The following is a 13,604-nucleotide window of genomic DNA, read 5'->3' as shown; positions in this document are numbered from 1 at the left end:
GCCATCTCGCTTAAAGTCAAGCACGGCCTTGCCTATTCTTAAAAATGGGGGTGTTCACCTTCCTTATCTTCATTTTCCTGTTCTTTTTTGGAAGACTGCATCAGCGAGCGAAATCGCTGACTGGCATTTTGAAAAGACTCTTTTAATGAGGCACCTATTCGTTCAAAAAGAGGCGTAATGGCGTTTTGCATCTTGTCTACCAGAGCAGAAAGTTGCGTTTTTACTTTATCTTCATAGTGAACTACCAAGTGTTTTAAGTGCTCCAATCGACCTTGTATCCGTTCTTTTAAATCGTGAATAGCATCCTCTAATTTTCGTGTTTGTTCGCTTCTTTTGGGCGGTTCTATTATGCCTAAATGAATTAATTTTTTTAACTTTGACTTAGAAAGTATGCTACTGGCTTCAGGAGGTGCATTTCGGGGTTCATGCTTTTGCGAGACATCATATAGCTCATTTTCAACATTTTTTTTATTTTTTGTGGCTAACTGCTGATGGTGGCCTTCTATTTCTCCAGATAGAGTGGGATCAGGCGCATCTGCAATAGTGGTTGCAGCTGCTTTAACACAGTTGGCAATTATTTTTTCCATTCCGGGTAACTTTTCACAGCCCCTAACGATTTTTCCTTTGCTATCCAAAATAAATGGATTGGCATCATCCGTAGCGAATGTAATATCAGTCACGGTGAAGTTCAAAGGAATGTATGCATTTTCACGCTCGCAACGGCCTCTAAGCGCTGCATAATTTTTTGAATTATCCTGTAGCTCATTGAGTCTTTCGATAATTTTTTGTGCATGAGGTGATAATCCTTCCTTGGTTTTTGCCAAACGATAGACTGGAGTTTGTTGTAATGCCCCATGAATTTGGAATGCTGCATCATAATTTTTTTGCGTCATCAGTTTTTCGGCCATGAAAAGATAGCGCTCCATCACTATGGTTCGTTCGTCGATTGATTTTCTCGATAGAATATCTTGGACTACAGAATCCACTACTTTATCATAGCTTTGAAAAAGGGCGCGTGAACGTGCAGAGTCTTGTAATATCTTTCGACGTGCTGCTTCAATATAATAATCCAATGGCATGGTTTGCATTTGCTCAACCGCAGCGACTTTCTCAGCAGATTCCTTGTTCACTTGTTCAATCAGCTGCTGCTGTTCTCCCTCAGGTAGCCCTTGTTGTTTTATGCCTTCTATTTTTTGCGCTGTTTCAGTTTGAATTGCTTTGATGGTCAGTTTTTTCGCTTTTTGATATCCATCTTCTTCTGCTGCTTTAAGAACACGCTCTTGGAACATTTGGCGCTCTGCTCGGATATAATAATCCAAGGGTATGGTTTCCATCTGTGTCACCGCTGTGATTTGTTCGGCAGATTCTTTGATAGCTTGTTCAATCAACTGCTGCTGTTCTTCCTCAGGCAATCCTTGTTGCTTTATTCCCGCGATTTTTTGCGCTGTTTCAGTCTGTACTACTTTGATGGCCATGTTTTTGGCTCTTTGTTGAATTTCAGTGATTTGTTCGGTGGCTTCCTTATTGGTTTGTTCAATCAACTTATTCTCTTCTTCCTCAGGCAGCTCTAGTTGTTTTATTTCCGCTATTATTTGTGCTGCTTCCATCTGCACCATTTTGATGGCCTGTTCCTGAGCTTGTGGACTATCATTTTTTTCTGCTTCAAGCGCTTTTTCTCGATAATACTGATTCAAGCTAAACGCATTTAAAATGCTTTTAGCAAAAGTGTTTGATCCTTCTGCGGTGATGGCAACAAAGGTATCCATCATTTTATTCATCAGGTATCGATTGATATGCTTCATGGCCCTCAATTCCTGATTTTTTAACTGCTCGCTCTGAACTAACAATGCATCAACTGTTTCTTGAAATTGTGTAAAACCATGATGCTCTATCAATTTTTGACACCGCAACTGCAAATCCCCGATTTTAGTGGGACGAAATTCAGCAAGAAGCGTACGTATAGCGGATTGAAGATCCAATTCAAGGAGTTTTTCATCTGCAATGGTTGTCTCTTTCCTGCCTTCTTGGATTTCACTTAATTCGGCTACATCATCATCTAGGGCATCCAAAACAGAGAGGAGCTCCGGTTGCTGTTCTTCAGGGAGAATATCAATTGATCCTTCCATTTTTTTTATTAGTTCATCTAATTCTTTGATAATGTTTTCATAATTTTCTGGGGGGAGGTCTACTGCGTCATAAGCCATTTTCTACACCTAATTCTGTGACACTACAGTTTAAAAGTATAGGTTAAAACCGAGGTGTTTGCCTTGAAGTTGCCCTTTGTGGATAAAAAATGAGCTATAGTGAAATAACATATGATTTCAATGGAATTGAAAATGAAAGAAACCTCAGGGAAGAAAAAGCCTAAAAAAACAGCCACCACTACTCCATTTATATCGGATCAAATTGATGAGGCTTCTCAAGAGTCTTTCCCTGCAAGTGATCCCCCTGCATGGGTATCGCATAATCACAGCCATACGGATATTAAACCTCATGTTGATGTGTTTTTACCGCTTGAATTTAATGAAAAAACACGAAAAACGCTGCTGGTTCATGGCATTGAATATCATTATTTTAGTTTGCCAGTTGCAGAAAAAATGGGGCTCAATGGCTTATCTAAACTTCCTTTCACCCTTAAAATTTTATTAGAGAATTTAATTCGTCATGAAGATGGAATTACGGTGAATACAGATGATATTCATGCAATGATTGATTGGCTCAAACAAAAAAAATCCGATCGTGAAATTTCCTATCGCCCTGCACGGGTATTAATGCAAGATTTTACCGGTGTGCCCGCAGTTGTTGATTTAGCGGCTATGCGTGCGGCAATTAAAAAACTTGGAGGAAGTCCTGAAAAAATCAATCCGCTCTCAGCAGTTGATTTAGTGATTGATCATTCCATACAAGTCGATGAGTTTAATACCCCAAAGGCGTACACTGTGAATGCGAGTATGGAAATGGAGCGGAACTCTGAGCGTTATGAATTTTTGCGCTGGGGGCAAAAAGCATTTCAAAACTTCCGGGTTGTGCCACCGAACATTGGAATTTGTCATCAAGTGAATTTGGAATATCTGGCCAAAGTGATTTGGACCCAGAAAAAAGGCAGCAACAATCAGGCATACCCCGATACTTTAGTGGGGACTGACAGTCATACGACGATGATTAATGGGCTTGGTGTTTTGGGCTGGGGGGTGGGTGGTATCGAAGCCGAAGCGGTCATGTTGGGGCAACCTATTTCCATGTTAATTCCCGAAGTCATTGGTGTGCGCTTATCTGGCAGATTGCGTGAAGGAGTTACAGCAACCGATTTGGTACTTACAGTGACCCATGTGCTGCGCCAGCAAGGTGTGGTGGGTAAATTTGTTGAATTTTTTGGATCTGGTTTACATGAGTTATCCATCGCGGATCGAGCAACCATAGGTAATATGGCACCAGAATATGGCGCTACTTGTGGTTTTTTCCCCATTGATGAAGCCACTTTGGATTATTTACGCTTAAGCGGTCGTGATGCCCAAACAATTGCATTGGTGGAGGCATACGCCAAAACTCAAGGCTTATGGCATGATGCAACACAACCCGATCCTGAATTTACAGAAGTGGTTACCTTAGATTTAGCCGATATTAAACCCTGTCTTGCAGGGCCAAAACGGCCACAAGATCAAGTGGAATTATCACAACTGCAGGATACGTTTAATAAGTTACTTATAGATAGCCATCGTGAGGCAGAAAAAACGCAAGCGTTTCCAACGACGGAGAACTATGCATTGCATCATGGGGATGTGGTCATAGCCGCTATTACCAGTTGCACCAATACCTCCAATCCTGATGTACTGATTGCCGCCGGCTTATTAGCTAAAAAAGCTGTAGCTAAAGGTTTGACCCGTAAACCTTGGGTTAAGACTTCTTTTGCCCCTGGCTCGCAAGTGGTGACTCGCTATTTGGCAAAAACAAATTTACAGCCCTATTTGGATCAATTGGGTTTTGGGTTAGTAGGTTATGGTTGTACCACCTGTATTGGCAACTCAGGGCCATTGCCTGATGCGGTAGCCAAAGCAGTATCTGAGCATGATTTGATTGTTTCTGCAGTTTTATCGGGTAATCGCAATTTTGAAGGACGTATACACCCCCAAGTTAAAGCCAATTGGCTTGCCTCACCACCGCTGGTTGTTGCATTTGCCTTGGCAGGCACAACGGCAATTGACTTAGAAAAAGATCCGCTGGGTACGGATGCATCTGGAGCGCCCATTTACTTAAAAGATATTTGGCCAACGAATAGTGAAATAGCGCACACAGCAGCAATGATAACAGAAACCATGTTTGCAGAAACTTATGCTCATATTTTTCATGGTTCCGCAGCATGGCAAGCAATGAACATTCCAGAATCTGAAACTTATGAATGGCAAGCGAGTTCAAGCTATATCCAGCATCCTCCTTTTTTTAATGACATGAGGCTTGAGCCTGAAAAAATCAATGATATTACCGAGGCACACATTCTTGCCGTATTTGGTGATAACATCACCACCGATCATATTTCCCCTGCAGGTTCTATTAAAGCAGATAGCCCTGCTGGAAAATATTTGCTCTCCAAAGGGATTGCCGCAAAGGATTTTAATTCCTATGGTTCGCGACGCGGTAATCATGAGGTCATGATGCGTGGTACGTTTGCTAACGTACGCATCAAAAATGAAATGCTTCCTGATGTAGAGGGTGGTTTTACTAAGCATGTACCCAGCGAGGAAATGCTTTCCATTTATGATGCTGCAATGCGCTATGACAAGGAACATGTTCCTTTAGTCGTCATTGCCGGGAAAGAATATGGTACTGGGTCCTCACGTGATTGGGCTGCAAAGGGCCCGCAACTTTTAGGTATTAAGGCCGTAATTGCTGAGAGTTTTGAGCGGATTCATCGTTCTAATTTGGTAGGAATGGGAATTTTGCCATTGGAATTCCCCGTGGGAGTCACCCGCAAAACATTAGGTATTACGGGTTACGAACGCATTGCGTTAACTGGATTAACCAAAAATATGAAACCCAAAATGTCAATCAATGCGACGATACAACATGCAGACGGAAACCAAACCGAAGTGAATCTTCTGGTACGTATCGATACTTTAAATGAATTGGAATATTACAAGCATGGGGGAATTTTGTGCTACATGATCAGAGAGTTATTAAAACAATAAGTGTTGAATATAAAAGCACATGTAGCCTGGGTGCAACGAAGTGGAACCCGGGTTACGGTCCTGTGGACCTTTGCCCAGGCTACATATAAGTTGATGAGATTGTTTGGGGTAGAATATTGCAGTCAACGTTACAAACCAAAGCGAATATTTTCTGCAACGACGGGGCTGCTGCTAATCGCCTTTTGCCCGGTAGTAATCCATTCCAATATGTTAGGCCCTTCCCATAACAAATGTTTGTCTTCTAGCCTTTGAAATAACTCTAAATTGAATGATGTGTCCTTGGGAAAATCATCAATGTTTATGCCATAGACTTGCCAATTTAAGTTGGTTTTACGAGGCGCCATGAGTAGTGTGGAATAATAATTTAAATCCGTAGGGATATATGCGATTACTGGATGCTTAAAGGCTCCTTCTAAATGGGCAAGAAAGGGTCTGGCAAATTCAAACAAGTTTTTGTGTTTATTGGTATCAGAAATAAGAAATACAACGGAACGCACCTGAGCTGATAACTGGCGTTTTAATAGTGCTTCCGCCAAACTTACTGGCTCAAGGTAGCGCAAAAATTTATCATCTGCATCCACATCAACCAATAGAAGTTGTTCCGTAGTTTTGCTTAGGTCAGCAGGTTGGCTTAATTTCATGACATCAAAAGCAGTAAGGTGTTGTAAATTGGCTGCAGCCGCTTCATTTTCTTTGCTGTCACTCATCAAGATGATCATTGTGCGCTCTTTAGTCCTTAGTAGTTCAATTATAGTAAATTGATAAAAAAATACGCAAAGAGTTCTATAATATTCTTATTGGCTCTTTGTTTGTGTATTTTTTTATGGCCTCCAAAAACATCATACTTATTTTAGGTGATGATAAGGAAACTCTGGCGTCGGCTCAAGGTATTGCCACGCAGTTACCTAATTGTGAAATAAGACGTTTTTCACCGGAATGTCTCATTGGCTTAAAGCCCGCCGATGTCGCCCGCATGACTGTAGTTGGACATGCTCATACCACCCGATACGGTGCGTCTGATTTTAAACCGAAAGAGTTTGTGGAAGCTTTTGATAAGGCTAGAACAACAGCAGGTTTCAAAAGAGAAGACATTATAGGATTGCGTTGTTTTGGCTGCGAATTAGGTTTAGTGGACAAAACGGGCGATTGTTATGCTCAAAAAATGACAAATGAATTCACCCTGCACGGATATCGTTTAGATTTAAGTGCGTTTACTAATCGAAATGCAACCCCTGTACAGGCTATGCGCGTTGGAGTAGGCCAGGATGGGAGTACATCGGTATTTGGTTTTACCACAGAGCAAGCTGCGCGCAGAGGTGGCGAATTAAGAGAGCAATTACAAGCAAAGTCTGCGCAGATAAAAGAGTTGCAAGCACAAGTATCCTTGTTTGATAAAATCGTCTTGGGAGGGACGATAACGGCAATAGATAAAGCACAACGCGAGTGGGACATTCTATTTAAAGAGTATGAACAGTTGCAAGTTCGGATTGATGAACAAAAGTATCCCATTAAGGCCTTAGATCGCGATAAAAAATATCAATTTATACCTTCAATTACCCAAGAAGCTCTCGAAAAGAGGGTGAACGATTTACGAAAGGGCATTGCTAACTGCGAGAATAATATACGGGTCTTCCACGATATTGGCGAGCCCTCTATGGCCTTAAGTATGCAAAATGCGAAAGAAGCATTAGAAGAGGAATTAAGCGCAATAACCGGTTTGGATCTACAAGCTCCAGCTGCCAGGGAACCCATTCCAGAAACGATGCAACCGGAAAGAGGTGTTTTAAGCACTCGGCTAAAGAGCGCCTGGCAAGGCGTTACCCAAGCGTTTAGTGGGTTACGCATCAGATCGTCTGCAGCAGAAGATTTTTCAGAATCGCTACTTGGTTCTGAGGCAGATCTAAAAAATGAGCAACAACAGGAAAAAAGAGGTGTTCTCACTCGCTTAAAGAGTAGCTGGCAAGGCGTTATGCAGTTTTTTAGTGGGCTACGTGCAAAATCATCTGTATCAGAAGATTTTTCAGAATCGCTACTGAGCTCTCAAGGGGAAGAGGGGGCCAAGAATGCACACAATTGTAGTTATAGACAGACCATGGCAATACTTGATAGACCGGGTGCAAAAAGAAAAGAAGGGCCTATTGAACAAGTAACAGCTAAAGAAGAAATTGATGAAGCGATAAGCCCTACACGCAATAAGAATGGCACCTTACAACGATCACCGCCGGAACAGCAAAAAGAGGAGCACTTGCAACCCAAGTTTTGATGCATGAGACCAAATACCGATGAGCATCAGGATTACCCGTTTGCTTAGCCATAATTTTTCGTTTAACATGCGTCGAGTTATTTGATCCCCAATTCTTTTTTAATTTTTATCACAATGAAGCGCAATTTCCATCATCCATGAAAATACACTAAACCTATCTTATAGATCTGCTGACGCAATGATTAAATAGAGGTGACTGGGGTGATGTGGCACTTGTTTTGATTAATGAGAGGTAATTATGGTAGCAACTGCATCAAATATGCTTCCTTTAGGAAGCAAAGCACCTGATTTTACATTAGTTGATACACGTAACGATCAATTGATTTCGCTGTCGCAGATTAAATCACCTATTGCGACAGTCATTATGTTTCTATGCAATCATTGCCCTTTTGTGAAGCATATTCAGGAAAAAATAGTGCAATTGGCTGAAATCTATCAGCAAAAAGGGATTCAATTTATTGCGATTAGCTCCAATGATGTTGAGAAGTATCCTGCAGATAGCCCAGAAAAAATGCGTCTTGAGGCAGAGCAATGTCATTATTCATTCCCCTATTTATACGATGAGTCCCAAGATGTTGCCAAAGCATATAAGGCGGCGTGTACTCCTGATTTTTATATTTTTGATAAGGATCTGCTTTGTGTTTATCGTGGTTGTTTGGATGAGTCAACACCAGGGAATAATAAACCAGTGACAGGAGCCCATTTACAAAATGCACTGGATAATATCCTTGCTGGAGTACCGGTGAGCTCAGACCAAAAACCAAGTTTGGGATGTAATATTAAGTGGAAGTGATTGTTGATCTTGGATGATATGTAGCCTGGGTGAAGGCGAAGCCATAACCCAGGTGTTCTGTGTCAAAACACTCCCGGGTTATGGCTTCGCCTTCACCCAGGCTACAATTAAATTTTTAAAATTTTTCTGGATTTGCCATTTCCCAATGTGCTTTATAACTTTGGGGAATATCTGCTCCCAGTAGTTGTCCTGGTGTCAGATATTCATAAATTTCATTAAATGATTTGACCTCTTGTACGCTTACTCGTCGCATGATGTGGATGGGTTTTAAATCACTGGGATTATCTAAACCGAGCGAGCCAACCATTTCCAAAAAGCTTTTCATGGTGTTTTTATGGAAATTGGCGACATGATATTTTTTCTGATCGACAACCAAACCATATTGTAAGCGTTTATTTTGTGTTGTGACCCCAGTGGGGCAGGTATTCGCATTACATTGTTTTGTCTGCAAACAACCGGTTGCCATCATCATTGCACGCGCAGAATTACACATGTCGGCGCCCAAAGCGATGTTGGTCAGCATATCAAATCCATTTGCCACCTTACCACTACAGATAATACGAATTTTGTCCCTTACATTAATCCCTACTAAGGCATTATGCACAAAGACTAAGCCGGCCTCCAAAGGTGTACCTATAAAATTAACGTATTCTTCTGGTGCTGCTCCGGTTCCTCCTTCTGCACCATCAACGGTGATAAAATCAGGGAGGATATTTGTTTTTAACATGGCTTTGCAGATTGCCAGAAATTCATCTCTGCGCCCCAGGCACAATTTAAATCCTATAGGCTTGCCATGAGATAACTCGCGTAATTTTTTTATGAAATAGAGTAGTTCTATGGGCGTTGTAAAAGCAGAATGTGCCATGGGTGAGACGACATCTTGACCCATGGGAACTTTGCGTACGGTTGCAATTTCCTGAGTTAACTTGGCGGCGGGCAAGATGCCTCCGTGAGAGGGCTTGGCTCCTTGCGAGAGTTTAATTTCTATCATTTTTACTTCTGGACGGTTGGCTTCCACAGCAAATTCTTTCTCGTCAAAATTTCCTTGTGCATCGCGGCAACCAAAGTAGGCAGTTCCGAATTGGAACACCAGATCTCCGCCTTGCAAATGATAGGAACTTAATCCCCCCTCACCGGTGGCTTGGAAAAAACCACCAATCTGTGCCCCCTTATTCATGGCCATAATTGCTTTGGCAGACAGTGCACCAAAGCTCATGCTTGAAATATTAAAACGCGAGGCATTATAGGGTTGCAGGCAATCGGGCCCACCAACAATAATCCGTGATTCAACTTCTGTGTGATGTTTTGGTGCTAGCGAGTGGAGAGCCCAGGTATAGCCAACACTTAAAATATCACGCTCCGTACCAAAAGGAACGGTATCACGAGTATTTTTGGCGCGCTCATAAATAAGGGAGCGTGTTTCACGATTGAAAGGAAGCTCACTTTCATCGGTCGCAATAAAATATTGTTGAATTTCTGGACGCAGAAACTCTAGAAAATAGCGCACATGGCCCAAGACTGGGAAGTTACGCAAAATGGTGTGTTCTTTCTGAATCAAATCATAGATCCAGATCACAATTAGGGGAATTAGAAAAGCGATAAACCACTTGATGCTATTAAACATCGCAAAGAGAGCAAGGGCAATTAATAAAGTCACCCCAAATCCTATATACCATTGGCGTCTCATTTGTAAGTCCTTTTAATCAGATCTAATCTTCCTCTTATTATGAAGAGATGGATATTTATATTATCTCCCCGCACAAAGCGGGGATGTTTTGTAGCATTCCAGAATCAATCAACTAATCTAGTTCTGGAATTCGTTCCATCATGTCCCCACCCACCATTTTATTGATTTTATTTTCCAGTGAGTTAATAAATTGGGATACCTGATGTTGTTGGTGTGCTTGTTTGTTTTTACATAAGATCAATTCATGGCTAATATCAAGCGCGGCAAGCAACAAAGCCTGGAAGTTGTCCAGCTGCTTCGCTTTCTTTTTATTAATCATGATTTGATTATTTAATTTCTGCACCGCAAGCAGTAAATTAGGTTCTTCGCCTTCAGGGCATTTAATTTCATACGTTTTATTTAGTAGCTTAACAGTACATGATTTCATCTGCGTCATAATAATAAGACCTTTGCATTCCATAGAGAGCAGTTATGCATAGTAACAATTTTGCTCGCGAGCAGCAATTAGTAGGATGAACGCTTGCATTAAATCGGGTATCATGGGGGTATTTTCTATAAATGAGTTAAATTAAATATGTCTGAGGAAAGAGAACATTTGCGTTTGCCTGATTATGATGAGTTTTCTGCATCTATTTCTGTTTTAATGTTGCACGTATCTTCCAGTTTATTGCATGGAATGATGTGTGGTTACCTATGTGCTGGCGCTGACAGCCAAGGAGAGGCTTATTTACGCGCCTTATTAAATAATAAGAAAGATGAAGCCAACCGCAATGCAGTTTTAGCGATGTTTGCTGTTTTTTCAATAAGCCAGCAACAAATTAACAGTTTGGATTTTGAATTTAAAATGATGCTTCCTGATGATGAGGAATCCTTACTGCTCCGTGCAACCGCTTTTAGTGAGTGGTGCGAAGGGTTTACCCAAGCCTTGACTTTAGCTGGCATAGGTCTTAGTCAATTTCACGATGAAGAGGCTCAAGATGCATTCCAACATCTTATTGAATTTGCCGAACTTGATTGTGATACCTTGGATGTCGATGAAGAAGATGAACGTGCATTAATGGAAGTTAGTGAATATGCGCGGATGGCAGTGCTTCGTTTGCATAGTGATTTAATTATGAATGAAAAAGAACGTGGCGGTCATGCTGGAATAACTCATTAAAAAGGATGTTACTATGATTTCGCAACCAGAATACCAAACAAGAAGAAGTAAATTGGCGCAAAAATTGCCCGAGGGCAGTATTGCCATTATCCCTGCTGCTCACGAATTATTACGTAATGGCGATGCGCATTATCGTTTTCGCCAGGACAGTAATTTTTATTACCTCACCGGATTTAATGAGCCTGATGCGTTATTGGTTCTTGTTGCAGGAGCAGATGCTCAGAGTATTCTCTTTAACCGTACACGCAATCCCTCAGAAGAACAATGGACAGGAAAACGTCTTGGCCAAGATGGGGCACTTTCTGAATTGGGTATGCATGCTGCTTTTCCTATAGATAGTGTTGAGGAAGAATTACCCAAATTATTAAATGGAAAATCGGCTGTTTATTATGCGCTTGCTCGCAATGCAGAGTTAGAAAAAACGATCATGCGCTCATTGAATTCACTTAAAGGCCAGGTACGGCGTGGCGTTAAAGTACCGGCTCAGTTGTGTGATTTGGAACCTATATTAGGTGAAATGCGTTTATTTAAAAGTGATGTGGAACTGGATTTAATGCGCCGAGCAGCAAGTATTTCGGTTAAAGCCCATGAACATGCGATGCGTCGTTGCAAGCATCTGGAGCATGAGTATCAGCTTGAGGCAGAGCTTGTGTATGAATTCAGTCGTCATGGATGCCGTAGTGTCGCCTATGATCCCATTGTGGGCGGTGGCGAAAATGCATGTGTTTTGCATTACACGGATAACAATCAACCTTTGCATCGAGGTAGTTTAGTACTTATTGATGCAGGGGGTGAGTATGAAAATTATGCTGCTGATATCACGAGAACATTTCCAATTAATGGCAAATTCACGCCAGAACAAAAAAGTATCTATGAAGTGGTTCTCAAAGCACAAAAAGCAGGAATTGCAGCGATTAAGCCGGGCTTGCCATGGAATGCGGTACAACAAATTATGCTCCGTATTCTCACTGAAGGGTTATGTATCTTGGGTATTTTGCAAGGAGATGTTGAGGAATTGATTGCTAAAGGAGCTTATAAACCTTTTTATATGCATAATTCTGGGCATTGGTTGGGATTGGATGTTCATGACAGCGGGCTTTATAAAATTGATGGAGAGTGGCGCCCCTTAGAGCCCGGAATGGTTTTAACTGTTGAGCCAGGTTTATATATTAGCTCAAACAGCGCAGGAGTAGATAAGCGTTGGTGGGGTATTGGTGTACGTATTGAAGATGATGTAGTCGTAACGAAAACAGGTCATGAAGTATTAACTGCAGCATTGCCTGTGGATGTGGATGAGATTGAGGCATTAATGCGTGATTAATAAAGAGATTGATATACTGGTTATTGGCGGGGGTTTAACAGGTGCAACTCTAATGCTTGCTTTGCAAGGATTAGGGTACCGTACTTTATTGGTCGAAGCTAAGCCTTTTAGTGACAAAATAAATCCTGATTTTGATGCTCGCTCTTTAGCTCTATCGCCTGCTAGTCGACGTATTTTAACGATGCTCGGTGTGTGGGATCTTCTTAAAGATCATGTCACTACTATAGACACGATTCATGTTTCTGATCAACATCACTTCGGGATATCCCGTTTACAAGGGAAGTTGGATGCGCCTTTAGGTTATGTGGCGGAAATGCAGCATATAAACCAGGCTTTGCATCAATTGTTACCTTCTGAGCAGCTGATTGCTCCCGCGAGCTTGCAGTCTTTAGATTATGAAAATAATTCGGCAACAATTCTCACTGACTCTGGTGAAATAAAAATTGTGGCGCGTTTAATTGTTGCTGCGGATGGAGCGCATTCCGGAGTCCGCCGTTTTTGTTCATTGCCCTCGAAGACTAAGCTCTATGGGCAACACGCAATTGTTGCCAACGTGGGTTTGCTAAAACCACATCAACACCGTGCTTATGAGCGTTTTACCGTTTATGGGCCTTTGGCGCTTTTACCCATGCACGACAATCGGATGTCTTTGGTTTGGGCGGTACCGCCCAAGGAAGCTGAGCGTTTATTGTCTTTACCTGAGGTCGATTTTTTACGTGAGTTACAACATGCCTTTGGCTATCGTTTAGGTCGGCTTGCCAAAGTAGGAAAGCGTTTTTCTTTCCCTTTACAACAAGTCTTAATGCCAACACAAGTGAAGTGGCCAGTAGTTTTTGTCGGTAATGCCGCACACACATTGCATCCCGTCGCAGGACAAGGCTTTAATCTTGGACTTAGAGACGTGGCTACTTTAGCGCAATGCATTGCTGAACGGGGGCTTAATGCGGAAATGTTACAGCATTATGTACAATTAAGATCTCATGATCAAAAAGCCATTACACGTTTAACTGATGGTTTAATCCAAGTGTTTACCAGTCGTTTACCTGGATTGGGGGTGGCTCGTGGCTTAGGGTTGGTTGTTCTGGATAATATTCCCGCATTGAAGAATCTTTTAGCCCGATACGCCCGAGGATTCGGAGGGGTGGTTCCTGATTTAGTCTGTGAAATTGCTTTGCCAAAGCTGCAAAAAAAGTGATGA

General features: G+C 41.7%; 10 protein-coding genes. 6 read left to right on the top strand and 4 right to left on the bottom strand.

Going from position 1 to position 13,604, the window contains the following annotated elements; genetic code table 11:
- Positions 1-38: 38 nt before the first annotated feature.
- Positions 39-2,204, bottom strand: coding sequence for a RasGEF domain-containing protein (locus Lste_RS12905; RefSeq protein ID WP_058511338.1), 2,166 nt, complete (start codon positions 2,202-2,204; stop codon positions 39-41).
- Positions 2,205-2,336: 132 nt separating this feature from the next.
- On the opposite strand from Lste_RS12905, the gene acnA reads away from it, so the two are divergent.
- Complete coding sequence (gene acnA / locus Lste_RS12900; protein WP_083503961.1) at positions 2,337-5,183, top strand: aconitate hydratase AcnA; 2,847 nt, start codon at positions 2,337-2,339, stop codon at positions 5,181-5,183.
- A gap of 128 nt (positions 5,184-5,311) precedes the next feature.
- Here the strand turns inward: acnA and Lste_RS12895 are convergent, their stop codons facing one another.
- A complete protein-coding gene (locus Lste_RS12895) occupies positions 5,312-5,902 on the bottom strand; it encodes a MurR/RpiR family transcriptional regulator (RefSeq protein WP_058511337.1) in 591 nt (196 codons plus the stop codon).
- A 104-nt stretch (positions 5,903-6,006) separates the two neighbouring features.
- Here Lste_RS12895 and Lste_RS12890 point away from each other — a divergent pair, with 104 nt between their 5' ends.
- Both Lste_RS12890 and Lste_RS12885 read left to right on the top strand, forming a co-directional pair.
- On the top strand, positions 6,007-7,446 hold the full coding sequence (locus Lste_RS12890; RefSeq protein WP_157070745.1) for a hypothetical protein: 1,440 nt from the start codon (positions 6,007-6,009) through the stop codon (positions 7,444-7,446).
- A gap of 238 nt (positions 7,447-7,684) precedes the next feature.
- Complete coding sequence (locus tag Lste_RS12885) at positions 7,685-8,239, top strand: thioredoxin family protein (RefSeq protein ID WP_058511335.1); 555 nt, start codon at positions 7,685-7,687, stop codon at positions 8,237-8,239.
- A gap of 115 nt (positions 8,240-8,354) precedes the next feature.
- Here the strand turns inward: Lste_RS12885 and Lste_RS12880 are convergent, their stop codons facing one another.
- Positions 8,355-9,926, bottom strand: a complete 1,572-nt coding sequence (locus Lste_RS12880) for an FMN-binding glutamate synthase family protein (RefSeq protein WP_058511334.1) — start codon at positions 9,924-9,926, stop codon at positions 8,355-8,357.
- A 112-nt stretch (positions 9,927-10,038) separates the two neighbouring features.
- On the bottom strand, positions 10,039-10,362 hold the full coding sequence (locus Lste_RS12875; RefSeq protein ID WP_058511333.1) for a cell division protein ZapA: 324 nt from the start codon (positions 10,360-10,362) through the stop codon (positions 10,039-10,041).
- A 138-nt stretch (positions 10,363-10,500) separates the two neighbouring features.
- Here Lste_RS12875 and Lste_RS12870 point away from each other — a divergent pair, with 138 nt between their 5' ends.
- From Lste_RS12870 to ubiH, 3 genes are read left to right on the top strand one after another with little or no spacing between them, the layout of a single operon-like run.
- A complete protein-coding gene (locus Lste_RS12870) occupies positions 10,501-11,085 on the top strand; it encodes a UPF0149 family protein (protein ID WP_058511332.1) in 585 nt (194 codons plus the stop codon).
- 13 nt (positions 11,086-11,098) lie between these two features.
- The gene (gene pepP / locus Lste_RS12865; RefSeq protein ID WP_058511331.1) at positions 11,099-12,406 is read left to right on the top strand and encodes a Xaa-Pro aminopeptidase; all 1,308 of its coding nucleotides are present in this window, start codon (positions 11,099-11,101) and stop codon (positions 12,404-12,406) included.
- A complete protein-coding gene (gene ubiH / locus Lste_RS12860) occupies positions 12,399-13,601 on the top strand; it encodes a 2-octaprenyl-6-methoxyphenyl hydroxylase (protein ID WP_058511330.1) in 1,203 nt (400 codons plus the stop codon). The genes pepP and ubiH overlap by 8 nt, the downstream gene beginning before the upstream one ends.
- Positions 13,602-13,604: the final 3 nt, after the last annotated feature.

The sequence above is a fragment of the Legionella steelei genome, from assembly GCF_001468005.1.
Classification (GTDB): domain Bacteria; phylum Pseudomonadota; class Gammaproteobacteria; order Legionellales; family Legionellaceae; genus Legionella; species Legionella steelei.
The sequence above is the reverse complement of the archived record's forward strand: the minus strand, read 5'-3'. Positions and strand labels throughout refer to the sequence as shown.